This window comes from Paracoccus sp. (in: a-proteobacteria), from assembly GCF_030538655.1.
Taxonomy (GTDB): domain Bacteria; phylum Pseudomonadota; class Alphaproteobacteria; order Rhodobacterales; family Rhodobacteraceae; genus Paracoccus.
The window spans coordinates 55,224-77,209 of the sequence record NZ_JAUNTO010000002.1 but is presented as its reverse complement, the minus strand read 5'-3'; the positions used below and the strand labels follow the sequence as shown (position 1 = coordinate 77,209).

The window sequence follows — 21,986 nt, the reverse complement described above, 5'->3', positions numbered from 1 at the left end:
TGGTCCGGATTTCAGAGGAAAGGTTGCGAGTTGACGATCAGCCGTCAACCCTTACCGGGCATTTTGCAGGCATTTTCACGCCAATGACCCCGGCAAGGGCTGGAAGCCGTATCATATTACCGCTGCACCATCGTCGGCGGGCTTTTCCACGGCGGGGCAATGGTCGGCGCGCCAAAGTAATAGCCCTGCATACAGTCAATCCCCATGTCGATCAGGAATGCCGCCTCATCCGCAGTTTCCACCGATTCCGCGACCGTGAACATGTCGAAATGATGCGCGATGGACTGCAAGGCGCGGGTCAGCACCTGATTGTCGGGGTGGTTGGCGATGTTGCGGATGAACTGCCCGTCGATCTTTATCATGTCGAAGCAGAAATCGCGCAGATAGCGGAACGAGGTATAGCCCGCACCGAAATCATCCAGCGCCAGACTGACGCCATATCCCTGCACCTCACGCATGAACTGATGCACGACATCGGGCATTTCCATCGCGCTGCTTTCGGTAATTTCCAGAATCAGTCGTTCGGCGACCTGCGGTTCGGCAATCAGGCCATCGCGCAACGTAGTGATCCAGTCAGGATAACCGATCGAGCGGGCCGACATGTTGATCGACAACCGCAGCGAGGGATCTTCGCGCAATGATTGCAGCCCCAGAGCCAGCGACAGACAGTCGATCCGCCGCCCCAGTTCGGTGGTTTCGGCCACGGGCATAAAGTCGCGCAGCGGCACGATACGCCCAGATTCGTCGATGATGCGGATCAGCCCCTCATAAAAGGCGGGGCGTTCGGTCCGGCCCGACTGAACGACGGGCTGAAAAGCCAGCACGCCATTGCCACGTTCAACCGCCAGTCGCACGGTGGGTAGCGTAACCCGGCTTTGCTGGTCGATGGCGTAATCGAGCGGGGATGCGCTCTGCTGGGTTCCGGCGGACACGATTCACCTCTTGCACGGTTGTCTTTGCACTATCGCCATGATTGCCTAATTTCACGTAAATGATGACTGCTTTCTGGATTCCCGGTTAATGAACGATATATCCCGCTGTGGCTGGTGCGGCACTGATCCGCTGTATCAAGACTATCACGACACCGAATGGGGCGTGCCGGAACGTGATCCGCGCGCCTTGTGGGAAAAGCTGATTCTGGACGGGTTTCAGGCCGGTCTCAGCTGGATCACTATCCTGCGCAAGCGCGATGCCTTTCGCGAGGAATTTGACGATTTCAACCCCGAAAGCATGGCAAGCTGGGACACCGCCCGCATCGAAAAGGCGCTGTCCAACCCCGGAATCATCCGCCACCGCGGCAAAATCGAATCAACCGTGCGCAGCGCGCGCATCTTTCTGGACATGGAAACGGGCGAGGGATTCGCGCCTTTCATCTGGGGCTTCACCGGCGGAAAAACCGTGCAGAACAAATGGTCCTCGCTGGCGCAGGTTCCCACGCAGACGCCCGAATCGCAGGCCATGTCCAAGGCGTTGAAAAAGCAGGGGTTCAATTTTTGCGGGCCGGTGATCTGTTATGCCTTCATGCAGGCGGTGGGGATCGTGAACGACCACATCACTACCTGCCACCGGCACGGCCCGGTCAGTCGGCTTTCAGCGCCCTGACCACCTCCAGCGCGGCATCCGACGCCCAATCTGCTTCGCCGTTCAGACGCGCTACCTCGCGGCCCTCGCGGTCGATCAGCACCGTCACCGGCAGGCCGACAACGCCCATCGCGCGGGCCAGCTCCATCCGCGGATCGGTCAGCAGAGGCAGGGTTTCAATGCCCGTTTCAGCAAAGAATTTGCGCATCGCCTCGGGCGGGTTGCGGCCTGCGGCGATGGTCAGCACCTGAAAATCATCGCCGCCCATTTCCTGCTGCAAGGCATCCAGCGAGGGCATTTCTTCGCGGCAGGGCGCGCACCAGGTCGCCCAGAAATTCACCAGCAGCGCCTGCCCCTGCCAATCGGAAAGCTGGTGTTCCCCGCCATCCAGATCGCCAAATGTGGCATCCGCAATCTGGGCCGGAAAGGTGTCGGCCAGCCGCACCAGACCTGCCGCCTGCGCGGCGGGCACATCCACGGGGTTGCCCTCGCCCGCGAGGGCAGGCAGCGCGATTGCGCCGAAAGCAACGGCCAGATAAAGGGATCGCAGCATGAAATCCTCCGCACAGGGAACGCCGATGACCGACCAGCCCAAGACCGCCAACGCAATGTGGGGCGGGCGCTTTGCCGCCGGGCCGGATGCGATCATGGAGGCGATCAACGCCTCGATCAGTTTCGACCGGCGGCTTTACGCCCAGGACATCCGGGGCAGCCGGGCCCATGCCGCCATGTTGGCCGCGACAGGCATCATCAGCAGTAACGATGCCGAGGCGATCCGGGAAGGGCTGAACACGGTCTTGTCAGAGATCGAGGCCGGGAATTTCACCTTCCGCACCGATCTTGAGGACATTCACATGAATGTCGAGGCGCGGCTGAAAGATCTTATCGGCGATGCGGCGGGGCGTCTGCACACGGCACGGTCGCGCAACGATCAGGTGGCGACGGATTTCCGGCTTTGGGTGCGCGATCAATGCGATGCGGCGGATGCGGGGCTGCGCTCGCTGATCGCCGCGCTGCTGGATCAGGCGCAGGCGGGGGCCGATTGGGTCATGCCTGGGTTCACCCATCTGCAAACCGCGCAGCCGGTGACATGGGGGCATCACATGATGGCCTATGTGGAAATGTTCGGCCGCGATCTGGGGCGGTTCGGGGATGCCCGCCGCCGGATGAACGAATCGCCCCTTGGCGCGGCGGCTTTGGCTGGCACCGGCTTCCCCATTGACCGTCAGGCGACGGCCAAGGCGCTGGATTTCGACCGCCCGATGGCGAACAGCCTTGATGCCGTCAGCGACCGCGATTTCGCGCTGGAGTTTCTGTCCGCCGCCAGCATCTGCGCCGTCCACCTGTCGCGGCTGGCCGAAGAACTGGTGATCTGGTCCTCGGCCCAGTTCCGGTTCGTGGCAATGTCGGATCGGTTCTCGACCGGCTCGTCAATCATGCCGCAAAAGAAAAACCCCGATGCGGCGGAACTGATCCGGGCGAAAATCGGGCGGATTCTGGGCGCGACCGTGGCGCTGTTCACGGTGATGAAGGGCCTGCCGCTGGCCTATTCCAAGGACATGCAGGAGGACAAGGAACAGGTCTTTGACGCCGCCGATTCGCTGATGCTGGCACTGGCGGCGATGACCGGGATGATGGCCGACTTATCCGCCCGCCCCGACGTGCTGGAAGCCGCGGCATCCAGCGGCTTTTCCACCGCCACCGATCTGGCCGACTGGCTGGTGCGCGAGGCGGGGCTGCCCTTCCGCGACGCTCATCACGTCACCGGCGCGCTGGTCGCACGCGCGGAAAAGGCCGGCATCGATCTGCCCGATCTGACGCTGGCCGAGATGCAATCGGTTCACCCCGCCATCACCCAAGCGATTTTCGAGGTGTTGGGGGTGCAGAACTCTGTCGCCTCGCGGCAAAGCTATGGCGGCACCGCGCCGAAACGGGTGCGCGAACAGATCGCGCGCTGGCGGCAGGCGTTGGCCTGACCCACACGGTTGATTGAATATTTGGGCAAACAGGAAACCCGGCTGCTTCCTGTTTGCATAAATACTCATCTTTGGGGGCAGCGGCGATATTGCCCGCGCGGACGCCTTGGCGCATAGTCGCGGCCACATCTGAAAGGGTTCCCCTGATGCGTATCGTGTTTTTCCTGACCACTGCCCTGATCCTGTCCGCCTGCGGCGTCGATGGCGCGCCTGAACGGCCCGCGCCGGGTGTCCATCTGGACGGCGAGGCGCGGGTGGGCATCGTCACGGGCGGCTGATGGATCATTTCAACTATCACGGCAGCGTCCTGCACGCCGAAGATGTCCCGCTGACCCGCATCGCGGCAGAGGTTGGCACGCCTGTTTATGTCTATTCCGCCGCCACGCTGCGCCGCCATTTCGGGCTGTTCCAGCAGGCGCTGGATTGGACCGATCACCTCGTCTGCTTTGCCGTCAAGGCGAACAGCAATCTGGCGGTGTTGAAACTGCTGGGCGATATGGGCGCGGGCATGGATGTGGTGTCTGGCGGCGAATATGCGCGGGCGCGGGCGGCAGGTGTGCCGGGCGAACGGATCGTGTTTTCCGGTGTTGGCAAGACGCTGGCCGAGATGCGGCAGGCGCTGGAGGGCGATATCCGGCAGTTCAACGTGGAAAGCGAACCCGAACTGCGCGCCCTGTCGCAACTGGCTGATTCCATGGGCGTCGTCGCGCCGATTGCCATTCGCGTGAACCCCGATGTCGATGCGAAAACGCATGAGAAGATCGCCACCGGCAAGTCGGAAAACAAGTTCGGCATCCCCATCGCCCGCGCGCGCGAGGTGTATGCCGAGGCGGCGCGTCTGCCCGGTCTGGCCGTCGTGGGCGTCGATATGCACATCGGCAGCCAGTTGACCGATCTGGAGCCTTACCGGCAAGCCTATACCAAGATGGCCGAGCTGGTGCGGGCTTTGCGCGCTGACGGGCATCAGATCACCCGGCTGGATATGGGCGGCGGGCTGGGAATCCCCTACCGGCGCGACAATAACGCCCCGCCCTTGCCGATCGAATATGGTCAGGTGATCCGCGATACTGTGGGCGATCTGGGCTGCGAGATCGAGATCGAGCCGGGGCGAAATATCGTCGGGAATGCCGGGGTGCTGCTGGCCTCGGTCATCTATGTGAAACAGGGCGAGGGGCGCGATTTCCTGATTCTTGATGCGGCGATGAACGATCTGCTGCGCCCGGCGATGTATGGCGCGCATCACGACATCGTGCCGGTGATCCAGCCGATGGTCGCCGCCGATGTGCGGCCCTTTGATGTGGTCGGCCCGGTCTGCGAGACGGGCGACACCTTTCAGAAGGGTGCCGATCTGCCGGGGCTTGCGACGGGCGATCTGGTCGCCTTCCGGTCGGCGGGGGCCTATGGCGCGGTGATGGCCAGCGAATACAACACCCGGCCCTTGGTGCCGGAAGTGCTGGTCCAAGGCGATCACTTCGCCGTCATCCGGGCGCGGCCAACGGTTGAGGAAATCCTGAACCGCGATACCATCCCTGAATGGTTATAGGACGGTTCCGGGCGGCGCGGTCAGAACCGGGGGTTTTCCACCCCCGGACCCCCGAGGATATTTCCGGACAGAAGATAGCCCGTGCACTGGTTCTGACCCGCTGGGGGATGGCGTGGGAGCAGGCGGCGCGGGCATTTTGGCCGCTGTTCGTGATTGTGTCGCTGTGGCTGGCACTGCTGGCGCTTGGGGTGGTGACTCTGGTTCCTGCGCCGATTTTACCGTGGCTGTCCGGGGCCGTGATGATTGCGGCGCTGGTGGCGGCGGTGCGCGGCGGAATGCGCTGGCGGCGGATTTCAGGGGCCGAGGTTGCAGCGCGGGTGGATGCTGCTCTGCCGGGGCGGCCTTTGGCTGCGCTGGCCGATCATGCGGCCCTGGGGGGCGAGGGTGATTTATGGCGCGCGCATCTGGCGCAGATGGCGGGGCGGGCGGCACAGGCGCGGGCGGTGCCACCCGATACCGGGCTGCGGCACCGTGATCCCTTTGCCCTGCGGCTGACGGCCCTTGTGGCGCTGGTCATGGCACTGCTGTTTGGGGGTGCGGGGCAGATTGGTCAGGGCATGTCGGCCATCGCCGCGACCTTGCGCTTGCCGGATGAGCGCGGCGATACGGCTACGGTCGCGCCATCATGGGAAGGCTGGGCCGAGCCGCCTACTTATACCCGTCGCCCGGCGCTGTATCTGAATGCACTGCCCGAGGGCGATCCGCTGGTTCTGCCCAAGGGTAGCGAGGTGACGTTCCGCTTTTATGGCGACGGCATTGCGATGGATCAGGACATTGGTCCGGCCAGCGGCGATGACCCTCTGGCCCCTGCTTTCCGCGCCGAGGAATCGGGCAGCATCACCGTATCCGGGCGGCGTTTTGACGTGATCGTGCAGCCCGACGATGCGCCGGTGATCCGGGCGGGCGCGCAGCCACTGCGGCGTGCCGATGGTCGCATGGCACAGGAATTTCAGGCCGAGGATGACTTTGGCATCACCGAAGGCGCGGCGGAGATCGCGCTGGATCTGGCTGCCGTGGACCGCCGTTATGGCCTGACCCTGACGCCCGAACCACGCGATCCTCTGGCGCTGCCCCTGCCGATTCCGCGCGGCGACACCCGGCAGATCACCGGCACGCTGACCGAGGATCTGGCCCGCCATCCATGGGCTAATATGCCCGTCACCATCACTCTGCGCGCCACGGATGGCATCGGCCAGACCGGCGACAGTGGTCCGGCGCAGGTGATCCTGCCGGGGCGGCGCTTTTTCGATCCGCTGGCGGCGGCGCTGATCGAAACCCGCCGCGATCTGCTGTGGTCGCGCGCGAATGCCGGGCGTAGCGCGGAAATTCTGCGGGCGGTGACATGGCAGCCCGAAGACTTTGTCGCGCCCGAACTGTATCAGGAACTGCGCGGGGCGGCTGGTCTGCTGGATGGTGGTCCCTTGTCACCCGATGCGCGTGACAAGCTGGCGGAAGCCTTGTGGCAGGCCGCTGTTCAGCTTGAGGATGGTGGGCTGGCCGACGCGCTGGACCGGATGCGCCGTGCGCAGGAACGGCTGTCCGAGGCGATCCGCCAAGGCGCCAGCCCCGACGAAATTCAGCGGCTGATGGACGAGTTGAAAGAGGCGACCGACGCCTATACGCAGATGCTGGCCGAACAGGGCGAAGATCCGGCAGCGCGATTCGACCGCAGCCCGCAACAAGGGCAGCAGATCACCGGCGACCAGATTCAGCAGATGATGGACGAAATCCAGCGTCTGATGAACGAGGGACGGATGGCTGAGGCCCAGCAATTGCTGGAACAATTCAACCGGATGATGGAGAATTTGCAGGTCCGTCAGTCACAGGGCGGCGAGGGGCAGGACGGGCAGCCCGGTGGTCAGCCGATGAACCGTCTGGCCGATACGCTGCGCCAGCAGCAGGAACTGTCGGATCAGGCGTTTCGTGAAATGCAACGCCGGTTCAATGGCCAGCCGGGGCAGCCGGGCGATGCCGGTGAGATGGCCGATCGGCAGCAAAGCCTGCGCGATGAACTGGGCCAGCAGCGCGGATTGATGCCCGGTCAGGGATCACCACAGGGCGACGCCGCGCGCGAGGCGCTGGATCAGGCGGGCCGGGCGATGGAGCAGGCCGAACAGGCGCTGCGCGATGGCGACATGTCCGGCGCGATGGAGCGGCAGGCCGACGCCATCCAGTCTATGCGCGAAGGGATGCGCGCCCTGGGCGATCTGCTGCGCCCCGAAGGCCAGCAGGCGCAGCAGGGCCAACAGGGCGAGGGGGCCGACGGTCAGCAACCCGACGGCCCCGCAGGCACCCGTCCCGGCGATCAGCGCGGTGCCATTCCGCCGGGGCAGCGGATGCTGGACCCTCTGGGCCGCAACCTGTCGGGCGGCGGACGCAATATCACCACCGGCGATCCTTTATCCGAAGGGGCCGACCCGACCCGCCGCGCCCGCGATCTGCTGGATGAAATCCGCCGCCGCAGTGGGCAGCTGACCCGGCCCGAGGATGAGCGCGACTATCTGGGCCGGTTGCTGGAGCGGTTTTAACGCCAGACTTTTCTGGTGCTTGTGCTGGTCACGCATATCTCTCACTTTCAAGATATAGCGAAGATGCAGTGACAAAGGGTGACACATGCCGACCATTGCCCAGTATCAGGTTTTCCGGGCTTACCTTCTGGAAACCGTCAAACGCCTTTTGACACCCGAGATGAGTTTGCTCCGCACAGATTCCAGTTCTTATCGACAGATCATCTTTGACGCGCCCGCGACCCAAGCCGAAATCACCGCAGTCGAAGATGAAATCGGCACAGCGATGCCGCAAGAGCTGCAAAATTTCTTTCTGTATGTCAGCAAAGAAATCGTTATCCGCTGGGGCCTGCCATCGCGGCCAGCCAACCTCGCCGATGAATGGGGGCGACGTATATACCCCGAGGAGCCGCCCGAAGCTTTCATGCAATGGGCCTATGCCCCCGGCCCGGACGGCGATCCCGGACCGGATAATTACAAATCACCCGAGATTGAAGGCGCAGCTCTGGTGCTGGCATTGAGCGGCCCGTCCGGGGTGGCCGCCGCCTTTCGTCACCGGGAAAGCTGGCGCGACTTTTACGATCCGGAGCGCGCAGCCAACAACGTCGAACGCGACCATTTTCAACAGATCCTCGATTTCTATGATGCGGGCTTTCCCTTTGCCATTGCCCCCAACGGCGATCTGCTGGCCATCGACATGCGCGACGGAGCCGATCATCTGATGCACCTGAGCCATGAAGGCGAAGTTGCAGGGATCGAGCTTGATACCAGGCTTGCGCAATTAATGGCACATCAGGCGATACTTGGCTTTGTCGGGTTTGATTTTCCGGTCCTGCAAAGGTTTAACGCAAGGCCAGTGGCTGAACAGGACGATGTGATCGAGCTTGTCTCGTTTCGTTCTGATACGGCAGATGGCCAGTTATGGGCCGATTGGTTCTGGCTCGGCAATCCGCCTGGATGGCCAGAGGCATTGTCCAAGGACCAGCAATAACCATGCGCCGCCCGATGTAACCACCGCAGGCCGCCACCTGTTTGCGCCAATATACAAAACCGCAACGCGCGCAGGCTCAGCCGCGCTTGCGGCGGCGTTTCGTCGCCCGTTTCACCTCGGCCAGACGGGCCTGCGTGGATTTGCGGCGCATCGGGCCACCCTTGCGGCGGCCCTTGGGGCCTTGCGGGACGGGCTTGCCGTCCAGTTCCAGCAGTTCCAGCATCAACCCGCCGGTGGTCGGCACGGCTTCGGTCAGGCGGACGGTGACGCGCTGGCCGATGCCGATTTCGACGCCGGTTTCCGACCCCATCAGCACCTGCGCGTCGGGGTCAAAGTGGAAATATTCGGCGCCGATTTCGCGGATCGGCAACAGGCCGTCGGCCCCGGTCTCGTCCAGTTTCACAAACGCACCGAAACGCTGGATGCCGCTGATCCGCCCGGACATTTCCGTGCCAACGCGATCGGCCAGATAGGCGGCCAGATAGCGGTCGGTGGTGTCACGCTCGGCCTCCATGCTGCGGCGTTCGGTGGCGCTGATGTGTTCGGCGGTCTCGGCCAGCCGGTCGGTATCGCCGCCCGACAGCCCGTCATCGCCCCAGCCATGGCCGGTAATCAGCGCGCGATGCACGATCAGATCGGCATAGCGGCGGATGGGCGAGGTGAAATGCGCGTAATGGGTCAGCGCCAGCCCGAAATGGCCAAAGTTTTCCGGCGCATAGTAAGCCTGCGTCATCGACCGCAAGGTGCTGATATTGATGAGTTCGTCAAAGTCAGACCCTTCGGCCTGCGCCAGCAGCCGGTTCAAGTGGCTGGTCTGCAAAACCTGCCCCTTGGCCAGCACGAAACCAGACGCCTGCGCCACCTCGCGCAGCGCGTCCAGTTTCGCGGGGCTGGGTTCCTCGTGAACGCGGAACAGCAGCGGGCGGCTGCGGCGGGTCAGTTCTTCGGCGGCGGCGACATTGGCCAGCACCATGAATTCCTCGATCAGCCGGTGCGCGTCCAGCCGGTCGCGGAAGTTCACCGATTTGACCCGGCCATCGGGGGTCAGCTCGATCCGGCGTTCGGGCAGGTCGAGCTCCAGCGGTTGGCGGCGGTCGCGCGCCGATTTCAGCAGGCCGTAAGCGTGCCACAGAGGGCCGATCACGTCATCCATCAGCGCCGCGGCCTGATCATCGGGCGCACCATCCGCCGCCGCCTGCGCCTGTTCGTAAGACAGGCTGGCGCGGCTGTTCATCATGCCGCGATGAAAGCTGTGGCCGGTCTTGTTGCCCTGCGCGTCCAGCCGCATTTTCACGGCGATCACCGGGCGGTCAACGCCTTCGTGCAGGCTGCACAGATCCCCCGACAGAATGTCAGGCAGCATCGGCACCACGCGGTCGGGGAAATAGGTGGAATTGCCCCGCTTCCACGCCTCGCGGTCAAGGGCGGTGCCGGGGCGGACATAATGGGCCACATCGGCGATGGCGACCCAGATGGTCGCGCCGCCATCGGCTTCGGTCACGGCGGCCACGGCATCGTCATGATCGCGCGCATCGGCGGGGTCGATCGTGACCAAGGGCAGGTCGCGCAGGTCCATCCGCCCCGCCATCGGCGCGGGCTGCGCGGCATCAGCCTGAGCAATCACTTCGTCGGGGAAATCGTCGGGGATGCCGTGCTGGTGAATCGCGATCAGGCTGACGGCGCGGGGGGCGGAGGGATCGCCCAGCACCTCGGTCACGCGCGCGAGCGGCAGGCCAAGGCGGCCCTTGGGACCGATCTGTTCCGCCTCGACCAGCTCGCCGCCCTTGGCGCCAAGGGTCGCGTCGGCGCGCACGCGCCATTCCTTGTCGGCGCCCTTGTCGATGGGAACGATGCGCCCGCCCTCGGTTTCCTTGCGGAAAATGCCGACAATCTTATGCGGCGCGGTGCCGATGCGGCGGATCAGCCGGGCCTGATAATGGTGATCCTCGCCCGTGATCGGGATCAGCCGGGCCAGCACCCGTTCGCCCGCGCCGACCGCCGTATCGGCGTCGCGGGGCATGAACAGGATGCGCGGTTCCGGCCCTTCGCCCTGCCATTCCATCGGGCGCGCGAAGAGATCGCCCGCAGCGTCCGGCCCGATGATCTGGATGACCGAGACCGGCGGCAGGGTATGGCCGTCGCGGTAATGGCGGCGTTTGCGCTCAAGCTGGCCCTCGGCCTCAAGCTCTTTCAGCAGGCGTTTCAGGTCGATGCGCGCGGCACCCTTGACGCCGAACGCCTTGGCGATGTCACGCTTGGAATTGGCCTCGGGGTGGTCGGCCAGCCAGGCCATGATTTGCTGTTTCGAGGGAAGATCGCTCATGCCCGCATCCTTTTTTGCGCGCGTGAAGGTCTCACCCGCCGTTTCCTACAGATCCCGCGCCAGGTCGCGGTGCGGGATGCCTGCGTCGTCATAGATAGGGCCGTAGGCGGTAAAACCAAGCTTTTCGTAAAAGCCAAGCGCATGGGTCTGCGCACCCAGCTTTGCGCGGGTCACACCGGGGATGGTGCGCAGATGGTCCATCGAAGCGCGGATCAGCGCCGCCCCAAGCCCCGTGCCGCGCGCCCGAGGCAGCACGCAGACGCGCCCGATCTTGCCGGTCTCGCCGTCGATCAGCAGGCGGGCAGTGCCGACGGGGCCGTGGTCATCGGTCGCAAGCAGGTGGATGGCGGCACCGTCCAGATCGTCCATCTCGTCGGATTCCGAGACGTTCTGTTCTTCGATGAACACGGTGCGGCGCAGCGCGTGGCAGGCGGCAAGATCGTCGGTGATGGTGATGTTCATACGAAATACTCGGTCAGGATGCGGCGATATACGCGGGTCAGCGCGTGGATTTCACCCGCCGGCACACGCTCGTCCACCTGGTGCATGAAACGGCCGACAAGGCCGAATTCCACCACCGGGCAGTGGTCCTTGATGAAGCGCGCATCCGAGGTGCCGCCCGTGGTGGACAACACCGGGTCAAGCCCGGTCTCCGCGCGGATCACGCCGCGCACCAGATCGACGAAGGGGCCGGGCGCGGTCAGAAAGGCATCGCCCGTAACCTCGGCAGACAGGTGCAGCGCGACGCCGGTTTCGGTCGCCAGTGCCTGCGCACGGTCGGTCAGGTCGGCAGTCAGACTGTCGGCTGTATGCAGGTCGTTAAAGCGGATATTGACCACCGCCGTCGCCGTTTGCGGGATCACGTTGGATGCCGGATTGCCGCAGTCGATGCTGGTGATTTGCAACCCCGAGGGGTCGAAATGCGCCGTTCCCTGATCCAGCGGACTGGCGATCAGATCGGTCAGATAGCGGGTCAGCGCGTGCAGGGGATTGCGCGCGCGATGCGGATAGGCGGCGTGCCCCTGCACTCCGGTGGCCGTGATGCGAAACGTGACCGACCCGCGCCGCCCGATCTTGATCATCTCGCCAAAGGTGTCGGGGTTCGACGGCTCGCCCACGATGCAGACATCCATGCGTTCGCCGTTTTCATTCATCCAGTCCAGCAAAGCGCGGGTGCCGTCGCGGCCCGGCCCCTCTTCGTCGCCGGTGATGGTCAGGATCACCGCGCCATCGGGCGGCGTTTCGCGCACGAAATCCATCGCGGCGCAGACAAAGGCGGCGACGCCCGACTTCATATCGGTCGCGCCCCGGCCCCAGATCATGCCGTCCTCGACATGGCCGGAAAAGGGCGGATGCGTCCACGACCCCAGATCGCCGGGCGGCACGACATCAGTATGGCCGTTGAACCCGAATGTCCGCGCCCCCCGCGCGCCCCAGCGGGCAAACAGGTTCGACACACCGTTTCGATCCACGCGGGTGCAGGTGAAGCCCCCCGCGCTCAGCAGGTCAGCCAGCAGAACCAGCGCGCCGCCTTCCTCGGGCGTGACCGAGGGGCAGCGGATCAGGCGGGCGGTCAGGTCGGCAGCGTCGGTCATCATATCCCCAATTGCACAGCGCGGCGGATCAGGTTGGCGCCAGTCAGCACCAGCAGAACCAAGGTCCAGCGCCGAAACTGCACCACATCCAACCTGTCTTGCAAGGCAAAGCCCAAGCGCAGCCCGATCACCGCAGGCACGATCAGCGCGGCGGAAAACGCCAGCCCCGGCCCGGACAGAATGCCGGTGAACAGATGCGCCACGCTCAGCACCACCGCGCCCAGCAGGAACACGACGCCCTGCACCAGCACCTGTTCGCGCTTTGGCACGCCGACCGACAGCAGATAGACGATCAGCGGCGGCCCCCAGATGCCCGAAATCCCACCATACAGCCCACCAATCACGCCGCTGACCACCTCGGCCCGCCGCTGGTGGCGGATCGGCAGCGCCAAGGGCCGCCCCGACAATTGCCACAGCGCGAAAGCGGTGATCGGGGCGCCAAGCATCAGATACATCGCACCTTGCGGAATCATCGCGGCAAAGGGCGCCGAGACCAGAATGAACAGCGCCACCGCGCCGATATGCCAGCGATAGCAGGCGGTCGCGGCCCATGCCTCCGCCGGCCCCCAGCGGAACGCCTGCCCGATATTCGTGACCAAAGTCGGCAGGATCAGCCCGGCCAGCGCCATGGTCGCAGGCATCATCGACCCGAAAACCGACATCATAATCATCGGCATGGCAAAGCCGACCGCGCCTTTGACAAAGCCCGCAAACAGAGTGACGGCCATCGCCGCCCAGAAAACCACAGGATCAAGCCCGAACATGCCGTCACCCTATCGCTGCGAAAAACAAAAGAAAATACGCCTCCTGTTTGCCAAAACACGCATGGAACCGCGCAATCTGCGCGACATTTTCAGTCTTTATTAAGCCTTGCCGCGCATTATCATTGCGCTGCACATGCGAAAGCCCTAGACATGCTGCAACGCCGAAACGGATGGATTCGATGAAAGACATGCCCGCAGATACAGCCGCCGTCATCGCCGAACTGGAAGATTTGCAATCCCGCGCCAAAGCCGCTGTGCTGGCGCTGGTCGCCCCCGATGGCAAGGTCGATGCGGTGGCGCTGGAGGTACATCAGCGCGCCGCCCATGCTCTGTCATGGCTGGCGACGTATGTGGAATCGCTGCGGCAACTGGCCGCTTGGGCCGGGCGCGTGCAGGGGGAAACCGAAGGGCTGATCCTTCAGATCGGTTTTGGCGAATATCTGTCGCAAATCGCGGGCGGCATCCCGATGAGCCAGACGGAATTCGCCCGCCTGTCGGATATGGGCGTCGAATGGCAGCCCTCGGATGCGGCACGGGCGCTGATGGCGGGCAATACGGCGCAGGCGCGGGCGCAACTGGCGGCGATTCTGGCGGACAATCAGGGCGCGGCCACCTTTGGCAAGACCGGGCTGGACGAGGATCTGGAAATGATCCGCGATCAGTTCCGCCGTTGGGCCGATGACAAGGTGGTGCCGCATGCCCATGACTGGCATATGCAGGACGAACTGATCCCGATGGAAATCATTTCCGAACTGGCGGAACTGGGCGTGTTCGGCCTGACCATCCCCGAGGAATTTGGCGGGCTTGGCCTGTCCAAAGCCAGCATGGTCGTCGTCAGCGAAGAACTGTCGCGCGCCTATATCGGCGTTGGTAGCCTTGGCACCCGCAGCGAAATCGCCGCCGAACTGATCATCTGCGGCGGCACCGAGGCGCAAAAGAAACAGTGGCTGCCGAAACTGGCCAGCGGGGAAATTCTGCCCACGGCAGTGTTCACCGAACCGAACACCGGGTCTGACCTTGGCAGCCTGCGCACCCGCGCGGTGCGCGATGGCGACAACTGGAAGATCACCGGCAACAAAACCTGGATCACCCATGCCGCGCGCACCCATGTGATGACGCTGCTGGCCCGGACCGAGCCAGAGACAGACGATTGGCGCGGCTTGTCGATGTTTCTGGCCGAAAAGACCCCCGGCACCGATACCGAGCCTTTCCCCACCCCCGGCATGACCGGCGGCGAGATCGAGGTTCTGGGCTATCGCGGCATGAAGGAATACGAGCTTGGCTTTGACGGGTTCGAGGTCAAGGGCGACAACCTGCTGGGTGGCGTCACCGGCCAGGGCTTCAAACAGTTGATGCAGACCTTTGAATCGGCGCGGATTCAGACGGCGGCGCGGGCGATTGGCGTGGCGCAGAACGCGCTGGAACTGGGGCTGCAATACGCGCTGGACCGCAAGCAATTCGGCAAGGCGCTGGTGAACTTTCCCCGTGTGGCCGACAAGCTGGCGCTGTCTGCGGTGGAAATCATGATCGCGCGGCAGCTGACCTATTTCAGCGCCTGGCAGAAAGACCACGGCAACCGCTGCGATCTTGAGGCGGGGATGGCGAAGCTGCTGGGCGCGCGGGTGGCTTGGGCTGCGGCGGATAATGCCCTGCAAATCCACGGCGGAAACGGCTTTGCGCTGGAATATCAGATCAGCCGGGTGCTGTGCGACGCGCGAATCCTGAATATTTTCGAGGGCGCGGCGGAAATTCAGGCACAGGTGATCGCCCGCCGCCTGCTGGGTTAAGGCCGTGCCCAGAGGCGGGGGCTTGCCCCCCCTGCGGCGTATTTGTTGCAAACAGGAAACCCCTGCCGGTGGTCGCGCAGGCGTGATGTGGACGGGAACTGAAATCCGGGCTAGGGGGTTGCCGGATTTATGACAACTCAAATGCCCTGAGGAGACGCCAGCATGTTCCGTCCCGTTGCCCTTGCCATGACAGCCGCTGCCGCCTTGGCCGCTTGCACGCCCACGCCGAAAACGCCGGCCACACAGGAAGGTGGGGTTCCGCTTGGCCCCTATTACATCGTCGGTCTGGGCCGCGACGCCGTTCCAACCCGGAATGCCACGCTGAATTTGGCCCCCGGCCAGATCACCGGGCAAGGTCCGTGCAATACCTTTGTCGCCACCAATGCCGCCACGCTGCCGGCGATTCAGATCACCGCGTTCCAGGCCGGGCAATCGACCTGCCGTGATTCCGCGATGGAAAGCCGTTATTTCTCGGCGCTGCAACAGGCAAGCAGCGCCGAATACAACGGCGGCGTTCTGGTGGTCAAAGGTCCGGTCTGGATCACATACGAGGCCGGGACGCTGGCGCAATAAGCGCGGCTAAACCTGCCTTGAGACAAACCATTCTGTGCCGTCGGGGGCGCGAAAGCCTCCCCTGCGGTCGCCGTCGCCTTTTTCGGCAATCGGCTGGATGATCTCGGCCCCTGCGGCGGCGGCGCGTTCCATCGCCGCGTCAGGATCGGGCAGGTAAAGATGCAGCATGACGGGCGGCGCCTCGGCCTCGCCCATCATCAGCACGGTATCGCCGATGCGGCATTCAGCGTGCATGACGCCGCCCTCTTCGCGGTGGATAATCCGCAGCCGGGTCGCGCCGAACACGGTCTCGCAAAAACTCAGCACCGCATTCGCGTCAGACACCAGCAGATAGGGGGCGAGATCGGTATAACCCTGTGGTTTATAGCTCATTCTTTTTCCTTTCGGATCAGGCGCAGCACCAGCCGGTCCCTGGCGGCGGGCAAGGGGCGGCCGACCAGTTCGCCCGCCAGCCGCGAATCCAGAAAATGCCCGGTGATGGCCAGCCCCTCGGCCAGACCATTGCCGCGATTGTCGCCCGCACCGCCCATGATCGCGGGCAGTGGCAGCAGGCGGTCAGCCCATTCCCCTGCCCCGGCCCGGCTGACCGCGCGGCCTGATTTCGGGCTGACATAGGCCAGCCCCTCGGGCACGCCGGTCACGGCGCAGCTGCTCAGGTCAAGGCCAAAGCCCATCTCGTCCAGCAGGCGCATTTCCCAGATCAGGTAATCCTGCGCCCAATCCCCGCCGCTGTCCATCTGATCCAGCAAGGTTTCGGTCATCAACGCCAGGTGCGGGTGCGGGTCACGTTCTGGCAGCGCAAAAGACAGCAGCGCGCAGACCGCATTCAGCCCGGCCAGCCCCAGCGGATCAGACAGCAGCCCGGCCCGCGCGCGCACCGGCTGCGCCGCGAAATGACCCAAAGCATCCGCCTGCCGTGCCCGCCAGCGCAGCGCCAGCCGCGACCCCGGCTGCAACAGCGCCGCCCGGCGCGACGAGGCCCCGCCCGGCACCAGTCCGGCATGGCGGCCATATTCGGCGGTCATCACCTCGATGATGGCAGCCGTTTCGCCGTGCATCCGGCGCGCGATCACGGTGCCTTCGGCCTGCCACTCCATCCGCTGCCCTTTCCTTTCGCCGCAGCCTGCACCATCCTGCACGGAACGAAAAGGAGGGCGCGATGCTGAAACCATGGCTCCAAGCGCAGGCGCGGCTGGTCGAGGTGGCGGCGGGGCGCGCACCCGCCGATCTGGTGATCCGGGGCGGGCGATGGGCCAACGTCCACACGCGCGAGGTGGTCGAGGGCCAGGATGTCGCCATCGCCGACGGGCGCATCGCCTGCGTGCTGCCCGATGCGTCGGAAAATATCGGGCCGGATACGCAAGTGATTGATGCCGCCGGGCGTTTCATGGTGCCGGGCCTGATTGATGCGCATATGCACATCGAATCGGGGATGCTGACGCCTGCCGGTTTCGCCGCCGCCGTCATCCCGCATGGCACCACCAGCATTTTCCACGACCCGCATGAAATCGCCAATGTGCTTGGCCCCAAGGGCGTGCGGCTGATGCGCGATGAAAGCGTGATCCAGCCGATCAGCATCTTTACCCAGATGCCCAGTTGCGCCCCCTCGGCCCCGGCGTTGGAAACCACCGGCCAGCCGATCACCGAAGGCGATGTGGCGCAGGCCATGGGCTGGGACGGGATCGTGGGCCTGGGCGAGATGATGAACTTTCCCGCCGTGGCTGCGGGCGATCCGCAGATGCTGGCCGAAATTGCCGCGACGCGGGCGGCGGGTAAGGTGGTCGGCGGGCATTACGCCAGCCCCGATCTGGGCCGCCCCTTTGCCGCCTATGTCGCGGGTGGGGCGCAGGACGACCACGAAACCACGACCGAGGCGCAGGGGATCGCGCGCGTCCGGCAAGGCATGGCCTGTATGATGCGGCTGGGGTCGGCGTGGTATGATGTGCAGTCGCAGATCACCGCGATAACCGAGCGCGGCCTTGATCCGCGTGGATTCATCCTTTGCACCGATGACAGCCATTCTGGCACCCTGGTGCATGACGGACATATGAACCGGGTGGTGCGCCACGCAATCAATTGTGGCTGCGATCCGCTGATCGCGATTCAGATGGCGACGATCAACCCGGCCACGCATTTCGGGCTGGCGCAAGAGATCGGCTCGATCACACCGGGGCGGCGGGCGGATGTGATCCTGTCCAGCGATCTGACAACCCTGCCGGTGGAACTGGTGATCGCGCAAGGCCAAGTGGTCGCGCAGGATGGCGCGCTGCTGGTCGATTGCCCGCGCATCGACTGGCCTGATGCGGCGCGGCAATCGGTGCGGCTGGGGCGCGCCCTGACCGCCGCCGATTTCGCCGCCTACGCAAAAGGGAACAGCGCGCGGGTTCGCGTGATCGGCGTTGTCGAAAATCAAGCGCCCACGCGCGCGCTGACGCTGGATCTGCCGGTCAGGGACGGCGTGATCGAACCAAAGGGCGATGTGGCCTGCCTGTCGCTTGTCGAACGACACCATGGCACCGGAGGCGTGACGAACGGCTTTGTCTCGGGCTTTGGCTGGCAGGGGCGGATGGCGCTGGCCTCGACCGTGGCGCATGACAGTCATCACATCATCGTCGCCGGCACCTGCCGCGAGACGATGGCGGCAGCCGTGACGCATCTGGCCGATCTGCAAGGCGGTGTCACGATCTGGCGCGACGGTGCGGAACTGGCAACCGTGCCGCTGCCGATTGCCGGGCTGATGTCGGATGCGCCAGCGGATCAGGTGGCGACCGCGGCACAGGCCCTGACAGCCGCAATGAAGGACTGCGGCTGCACGCTGAACAACGCCTTCATGCAGCATTCACTGCTGGCGCTGGTGGTGATCCCGGACCTGCGTATTTCCGACAAGGGCATCGTCGATGTAACGCGGTTTCAGCTTGTGGATCTGCTGGTCTCGGACATGCCGGGAAGGGGATAACCGATCAGCTTTTCAGCCTCGGGGCACCCGTTTACGATACCCTGTTCCAGCATGACCGTCGGATCAGGATTATGCCCGGAAATAAACGGCTGAAAACTGAAATCGCTGTTATCGGCAAAGACCCTGGCGCGGCTTTCGGCTTCGTTATGGCTCAGCCGTTTTTGTTCGATCAGCTTTTGTTCGCGCTGAACCACACCACCGGCGAATTTATAGTGATACAGAACCCCGGTGAAACTGGGGCAGCGCAGACCGGTCGTCACATGCGGATGGACCATCGGATCGACATGGCGCGACATCTTGAACAACGGATGCTTTATCAGGCAACAATTTTCATTGAATACCAGCCTTCTGATGCCGCCAAACAGGATTGGCACACCGCCTCCGGCAATCTGGTTCTGTTGCAGGAAATACGCCAAGGGCGCGTCAGCGGACGTATAGTCAAAGCTTTCGATGCCGTCGAGGCTATAGCCGGAAAATTCCTTCCGCACCTGCGAGAACGACACCGTTTCATCGTAATTCTTGACCGGATCTGATGGAACCATTTCCAGCATATAGGAAATCATCCCGGTATATCCGCCCGCATCCAGCCGCTTGACCAGATCTTTCAGTGAAACCTTGTCGGAATGCGGATAATCAAAAATTTCGTCACAATCTATCGCCAGCCGCCAACCACCTTTCAGATAATCCGTCACGGCCAGTCGCCGGATATATTTCTGATTGTCGCGAAAAGAGGCGGAACAGGTCACAACCGTGGTATTCGGCAGGGATGATGCGATCTCGACGGAACCATCAGTCGATCCGTTATCCACATAAACCACATGATCAACCCCCATCTGGCGATGGTGCCGAACGCATTCTTCAAGAAAATAGGCGTTATTACGCCCCAGAAGAACAAGACCAATCTGGTCTTCACCCAGCGTAACCTGTTTTGGGCCAGATATATGACGAAAGGTCTTGCGCACGTGGTGGCGGCGGCGCGCCTCGACCATGGCGCGATAAACATCCCCGAATATGGACATTCAGTTTTACCTTCTATCAAACGTAATATTCCGCCGGAACATGACAGCGCGACGGCGACCTGCTTAACGCGCCGGACTATAGACGGATGTCGCCCCGCAGGAAAGCCACCCGCTTACTGCATCCGCCTGGTGGGGCTTTGCCGCTGCATCCGCCGCCGTGCCCCCGCCTGCCGGACCAGCACAACGGAATAGATCACCAGCGAGGCCCAGATCATCGGAAAGGCAATCATCTGCGCGCCGCGGAAGGTTTCGCCAAAGACAAAGACAGCCGTCAGAAAGATCATCGTCGGTGCGATATATTGCAGAACGCCCATCGTGGACAGGCGCACCTGTTTGGCCGCATTGGCATACATCAACAGCGGAATCGCCGTCACCGGGCCGCAGCCCAGCAGGAACAGCGTATCATGCCAGCCGGTCGTAGCAAAATGCGCCTGCCCCTGCCCCGTCAGCCAGATCACATAGCCCAAGGCCAGCGGCAACAGCAGCAAGACCTCCATCGTAAAGCCCTGATTGGGGCCAAGCGGCAGGCGACGCTTGAAATAGGCGTAAAAACCCCAACTGAAGGTCAGCCCCAATGCAACCAAGGGCAGACGCCCCGCCGAAACCGTCAGCACCAGAACCGCCGCCGCCGCCAGCACAATGGCCACAATCTGCATCCGGTTCAGCCGCTCGCCCAACAGGGTGGCGCCCAGAAAAACGCTGAACAGCGGGTTGATGTAATAGCCAAGGGCGGCCTCGATCGCGCGGTCATTGGCAATCGACCAGACATAGATCAGCCAGTTCACCGAGATCAGCGTCGCACAAATCGCCGCCATCGCCAGCAGCCGCGGGTTGCGCAGCGCCTGCCAGACATGTGCCCCCTTGCGCTGCGCCAGCAGCACGGCCAGCGCAATCGGCAGCGACCAGATGATCCGATGCGCGATCACCTCGGCCGGGGGGATATGGGCCAACTGTTTCATGAACAGCGGCAGAAACCCCCAAAAGACATAGGTGCCGACCGCAAGGGTCAGCCCCGAAGGGGAATCGCTTTGGTCAAGGGCAGTGCTCATTCCGGCACGCTAGCGGCAGGGTGTGGCAGGTGCCATGGCCAAAACTCAGCCCAGCCCATCATGATCCAGCAAAGTCGTGCCATCGCGACTTTCGATCTCGATCACCCACAGGTCGGGGTCAAAACCGCGCTGGCGGGCGATGGCGGCATCCACATCGCGTTCCGGGCCACCGGCGATCTGCGACCAGATGCGCGCGCCGCTGTCCAGATCATATTCGCGCGCCCACAGATCGGCGCTGCCGTCCAGCCGGGCGCATTTCACCAGAACCGCCCCCGCCGTGCCGTCACCGCGTGCCAGCACATAGGCCGGGATATGCGCCTGCCCCAGCCGCGCCAGATAGGCCGACACCCACAGGCCGGATGCCAGCCGCGCCTCAGCCATCGCCGTCGCGGAAATCCAGCCCCATTTCGGAATACCGCTCGGCCTCGTCCAGCCAGTTTTCGCGCACCCGGACCTGAAGGAACAGATGAACGCGTCGGCCCATGAACTCCTCCAGCTCGGCGCGGGCAGCCTGACTGACGGCCTTGATCGTCTCGCCGCCCTTGCCCAGCACAATCCCCTTGTGACCGGGACGGGCGACATAGATCACCTGATCGACACGGGCCGACCCGTCCTGCCGCTCTTCCCAGGCTTCGGTCTCGACCGTCAATTGATAGGGAATTTCCTCGTGCAGACGCAGGGTCAGCTTTTCGCGGGTCATTTCGGCGGCGATCATGCGCATGGGCAGATCGGCGATCTGATCCTCGGGGTAAAGCCACGGCCCCGCCGGCATCTGTTCGGCCAGCCATTCGCGCAGATCGTCACAGCCATGCCCACGTTCCGCCGACACCATAAAGGTGCGAGTAAAGGGAAAAGCCGCATTCATCTTGTCCGCCAAAGCCAACAGCGCCTCGGCCTTGACCCGGTCGATCTTGTTGATGACCAGCGCAACGGTGCGACCCTTGCCGCGTTCCATCAGCGCATCCAGAATCCGCTCGACCCCGTCGGTCAGACCACGATGCGCCTCGATCAGCAGGCAAACGACATCGGCATCATCTGTCCCACCCCAGGCCGCCGCAACCATCGACCGATCCAGCCGCCGCCGTGGCCGGAAAATCCCCGGCGTATCCACGAACACGATCTGCGCGCGCCCCTCGATGGCGATGCCACGGATGCGCGCGCGTGTGGTCTGAACCTTGTGGGTCACGATCGAGACCTTGGCCCCGACCATCCGGTTCAGCAATGTCGATTTTCCCGCATTCGGCTCGCCGATCAGGGCGACGAAACCCGCGCGCGTTTCCATATTCTCAGCCATCCTGCCCGTCTTTCGTTTCTAAATATCC

General features: G+C 63.7%; 21 protein-coding genes. 9 read left to right on the top strand and 12 right to left on the bottom strand.

Going from position 1 to position 21,986, the window contains the following annotated elements; translation table 11 throughout:
- Positions 1 to 116 precede the first annotated feature (116 nt).
- Complete coding sequence (locus Q4G22_RS02070) at positions 117 to 932, bottom strand: EAL domain-containing protein (protein WP_303384233.1); 816 nt, start codon at positions 930 to 932, stop codon at positions 117 to 119.
- Positions 933 to 1,020: 88 nt separating this feature from the next.
- On the opposite strand from Q4G22_RS02070, the gene Q4G22_RS02065 reads away from it, so the two are divergent.
- Positions 1,021 to 1,602, top strand: coding sequence for a DNA-3-methyladenine glycosylase I (locus Q4G22_RS02065; protein WP_303360431.1), 582 nt, complete (start codon positions 1,021 to 1,023; stop codon positions 1,600 to 1,602).
- Here the strand turns inward: Q4G22_RS02065 and Q4G22_RS02060 are convergent.
- Complete coding sequence (locus Q4G22_RS02060; RefSeq protein WP_303360432.1) at positions 1,580 to 2,134, bottom strand: TlpA disulfide reductase family protein; 555 nt, start codon at positions 2,132 to 2,134, stop codon at positions 1,580 to 1,582. The two genes, Q4G22_RS02065 and Q4G22_RS02060, sit on opposite strands and share 23 nt — an antisense overlap.
- Before the next feature lie 25 nt (positions 2,135 to 2,159).
- Between Q4G22_RS02060 and argH the strand changes: the two genes are divergently transcribed.
- The 5 genes from argH to Q4G22_RS02035 all read left to right on the top strand — a co-directional run bounded on the left by argH (position 2,160) and on the right by Q4G22_RS02035 (position 8,598).
- Positions 2,160 to 3,557: an argininosuccinate lyase gene (gene argH / locus Q4G22_RS02055; protein ID WP_303384394.1), complete on the top strand. Its 1,398-nt coding sequence runs from the start codon at positions 2,160 to 2,162 to the stop codon at positions 3,555 to 3,557.
- 146 nt (positions 3,558 to 3,703) lie between these two features.
- Entirely contained in the window at positions 3,704 to 3,835 is a 132-nt protein-coding gene (locus tag Q4G22_RS02050; RefSeq protein ID WP_303384232.1) for a hypothetical protein, read from the top strand.
- Positions 3,835 to 5,100, top strand: coding sequence for a diaminopimelate decarboxylase (gene lysA / locus Q4G22_RS02045; RefSeq protein ID WP_303384231.1), 1,266 nt, complete (start codon positions 3,835 to 3,837; stop codon positions 5,098 to 5,100). The genes Q4G22_RS02050 and lysA overlap by 1 nt, the downstream gene beginning before the upstream one ends.
- Positions 5,091 to 7,628 carry a DUF4175 domain-containing protein gene (locus Q4G22_RS02040; RefSeq protein WP_303384230.1) on the top strand — a complete coding sequence of 846 codons (2,538 nt, stop codon included), beginning with the start codon at positions 5,091 to 5,093 and terminating at the stop codon, positions 7,626 to 7,628. The genes lysA and Q4G22_RS02040 overlap by 10 nt, the downstream gene beginning before the upstream one ends.
- Before the next feature lie 85 nt (positions 7,629 to 7,713).
- Entirely contained in the window at positions 7,714 to 8,598 is an 885-nt protein-coding gene (locus tag Q4G22_RS02035) for a hypothetical protein (RefSeq protein WP_303384229.1), read from the top strand.
- 76 nt (positions 8,599 to 8,674) lie between these two features.
- On the opposite strand, the gene rnr is transcribed toward Q4G22_RS02035, so the two are convergent.
- Genes rnr through Q4G22_RS02015 form a run of 4 tightly spaced genes read right to left on the bottom strand, consistent with a single transcriptional unit; the run spans position 8,675 to position 13,280 of the window.
- Complete coding sequence (gene rnr, locus Q4G22_RS02030; RefSeq protein WP_303384228.1) at positions 8,675 to 10,921, bottom strand: ribonuclease R; 2,247 nt, start codon at positions 10,919 to 10,921, stop codon at positions 8,675 to 8,677.
- Positions 10,922 to 10,966: 45 nt separating this feature from the next.
- A complete protein-coding gene (locus Q4G22_RS02025; protein WP_303384227.1) occupies positions 10,967 to 11,383 on the bottom strand; it encodes a GNAT family N-acetyltransferase in 417 nt (138 codons plus the stop codon).
- On the bottom strand, positions 11,380 to 12,519 hold the full coding sequence (gene dapE, locus Q4G22_RS02020; RefSeq protein ID WP_303384226.1) for a succinyl-diaminopimelate desuccinylase: 1,140 nt from the start codon (positions 12,517 to 12,519) through the stop codon (positions 11,380 to 11,382). The genes Q4G22_RS02025 and dapE overlap by 4 nt, the downstream gene beginning before the upstream one ends.
- Positions 12,516 to 13,280 (bottom strand): sulfite exporter TauE/SafE family protein, encoded by a 765-nt coding sequence (locus Q4G22_RS02015; protein WP_303384225.1) that lies wholly within the window; start codon positions 13,278 to 13,280, stop codon positions 12,516 to 12,518. Before Q4G22_RS02015 ends, dapE begins: the two co-directional genes overlap by 4 nt.
- 170 nt (positions 13,281 to 13,450) lie before the next feature.
- On the opposite strand from Q4G22_RS02015, the gene Q4G22_RS02010 reads away from it, so the two are divergent.
- Positions 13,451 to 15,067: an acyl-CoA dehydrogenase family protein gene (locus Q4G22_RS02010; protein WP_303384224.1), complete on the top strand. Its 1,617-nt coding sequence runs from the start codon at positions 13,451 to 13,453 to the stop codon at positions 15,065 to 15,067.
- A gap of 162 nt (positions 15,068 to 15,229) precedes the next feature.
- On the top strand, positions 15,230 to 15,640 hold the full coding sequence (locus Q4G22_RS02005; RefSeq protein ID WP_303384223.1) for an META domain-containing protein: 411 nt from the start codon (positions 15,230 to 15,232) through the stop codon (positions 15,638 to 15,640).
- A gap of 6 nt (positions 15,641 to 15,646) precedes the next feature.
- Here the strand turns inward: Q4G22_RS02005 and Q4G22_RS02000 are convergent, their stop codons facing one another.
- Together Q4G22_RS02000 and recO are read right to left on the bottom strand one after the other, a co-directional pair.
- A complete protein-coding gene (locus tag Q4G22_RS02000) occupies positions 15,647 to 16,012 on the bottom strand; it encodes a glyoxalase/bleomycin resistance/extradiol dioxygenase family protein (RefSeq protein ID WP_303384222.1) in 366 nt (121 codons plus the stop codon).
- Entirely contained in the window at positions 16,009 to 16,737 is a 729-nt protein-coding gene (gene recO / locus Q4G22_RS01995; RefSeq protein WP_303384221.1) for a DNA repair protein RecO, read from the bottom strand. Before recO ends, Q4G22_RS02000 begins: the two co-directional genes overlap by 4 nt.
- A gap of 62 nt (positions 16,738 to 16,799) precedes the next feature.
- Between recO and ade the strand changes: the two genes are divergently transcribed.
- The gene (gene ade, locus Q4G22_RS01990) at positions 16,800 to 18,596 is read left to right on the top strand and encodes an adenine deaminase (RefSeq protein WP_303384220.1); all 1,797 of its coding nucleotides are present in this window, start codon (positions 16,800 to 16,802) and stop codon (positions 18,594 to 18,596) included.
- Here ade and Q4G22_RS01985 read toward each other — a convergent pair.
- From Q4G22_RS01985 to era, 4 genes are all read right to left on the bottom strand, one after another.
- A complete protein-coding gene (locus Q4G22_RS01985; protein WP_303384393.1) occupies positions 18,551 to 19,585 on the bottom strand; it encodes a glycosyltransferase family 2 protein in 1,035 nt (344 codons plus the stop codon). The two genes, ade and Q4G22_RS01985, sit on opposite strands and share 46 nt — an antisense overlap.
- 143 nt (positions 19,586 to 19,728) lie before the next feature.
- Positions 19,729 to 20,664, bottom strand: coding sequence for an EamA family transporter RarD (rarD, locus tag Q4G22_RS01980; RefSeq protein ID WP_303384219.1), 936 nt, complete (start codon positions 20,662 to 20,664; stop codon positions 19,729 to 19,731).
- A 45-nt stretch (positions 20,665 to 20,709) separates the two neighbouring features.
- Positions 20,710 to 21,045 carry a DUF1491 family protein gene (locus Q4G22_RS01975; protein ID WP_303384218.1) on the bottom strand — a complete coding sequence of 112 codons (336 nt, stop codon included), beginning with the start codon at positions 21,043 to 21,045 and terminating at the stop codon, positions 20,710 to 20,712.
- On the bottom strand, positions 21,038 to 21,946 hold the full coding sequence (era, locus tag Q4G22_RS01970; protein ID WP_303384392.1) for a GTPase Era: 909 nt from the start codon (positions 21,944 to 21,946) through the stop codon (positions 21,038 to 21,040). Before era ends, Q4G22_RS01975 begins: the two co-directional genes overlap by 8 nt.
- Between the last annotated feature and the right edge of the window lie 40 nt (positions 21,947 to 21,986).

Bases quoted from the DNA above. Each gene is read 5' to 3' on its own strand.
- Q4G22_RS02065 (WP_303360431.1), top strand. From the start codon at position 1,021: ATGAACGATATATCCCGCTGTGGCTGGTGCGGCACTGATCCGCTGTAT.
- Q4G22_RS02060 (WP_303360432.1), bottom strand. From the start codon at position 2,134: ATGCTGCGATCCCTTTATCTGGCCGTTGCTTTCGGCGCAATCGCGCTG.
- argH (WP_303384394.1), top strand. From the start codon at position 2,160: ATGACCGACCAGCCCAAGACCGCCAACGCAATGTGGGGCGGGCGCTTT.
- Q4G22_RS02050 (WP_303384232.1), top strand. From the start codon at position 3,704: ATGCGTATCGTGTTTTTCCTGACCACTGCCCTGATCCTGTCCGCCTGC.
- lysA (WP_303384231.1), top strand. From the start codon at position 3,835: ATGGATCATTTCAACTATCACGGCAGCGTCCTGCACGCCGAAGATGTC.
- Q4G22_RS02040 (WP_303384230.1), top strand. From the start codon at position 5,091: ATGGTTATAGGACGGTTCCGGGCGGCGCGGTCAGAACCGGGGGTTTTC.
- Q4G22_RS02035 (WP_303384229.1), top strand. From the start codon at position 7,714: ATGCCGACCATTGCCCAGTATCAGGTTTTCCGGGCTTACCTTCTGGAA.
- rnr (WP_303384228.1), bottom strand. From the start codon at position 10,921: ATGAGCGATCTTCCCTCGAAACAGCAAATCATGGCCTGGCTGGCCGAC.
- Q4G22_RS02025 (WP_303384227.1), bottom strand. From the start codon at position 11,383: ATGAACATCACCATCACCGACGATCTTGCCGCCTGCCACGCGCTGCGC.
- dapE (WP_303384226.1), bottom strand. From the start codon at position 12,519: ATGATGACCGACGCTGCCGACCTGACCGCCCGCCTGATCCGCTGCCCC.
- Q4G22_RS02015 (WP_303384225.1), bottom strand. From the start codon at position 13,280: ATGTTCGGGCTTGATCCTGTGGTTTTCTGGGCGGCGATGGCCGTCACT.
- Q4G22_RS02010 (WP_303384224.1), top strand. From the start codon at position 13,451: ATGGATTCGATGAAAGACATGCCCGCAGATACAGCCGCCGTCATCGCC.
- Q4G22_RS02005 (WP_303384223.1), top strand. From the start codon at position 15,230: ATGTTCCGTCCCGTTGCCCTTGCCATGACAGCCGCTGCCGCCTTGGCC.
- Q4G22_RS02000 (WP_303384222.1), bottom strand. From the start codon at position 16,012: ATGAGCTATAAACCACAGGGTTATACCGATCTCGCCCCCTATCTGCTG.
- recO (WP_303384221.1), bottom strand. From the start codon at position 16,737: ATGGAGTGGCAGGCCGAAGGCACCGTGATCGCGCGCCGGATGCACGGC.
- ade (WP_303384220.1), top strand. From the start codon at position 16,800: ATGCTGAAACCATGGCTCCAAGCGCAGGCGCGGCTGGTCGAGGTGGCG.
- Q4G22_RS01985 (WP_303384393.1), bottom strand. From the start codon at position 19,585: ATGGTCGAGGCGCGCCGCCGCCACCACGTGCGCAAGACCTTTCGTCAT.
- rarD (WP_303384219.1), bottom strand. From the start codon at position 20,664: ATGAGCACTGCCCTTGACCAAAGCGATTCCCCTTCGGGGCTGACCCTT.
- Q4G22_RS01975 (WP_303384218.1), bottom strand. From the start codon at position 21,045: ATGGCTGAGGCGCGGCTGGCATCCGGCCTGTGGGTGTCGGCCTATCTG.
- era (WP_303384392.1), bottom strand. From the start codon at position 21,946: ATGGAAACGCGCGCGGGTTTCGTCGCCCTGATCGGCGAGCCGAATGCG.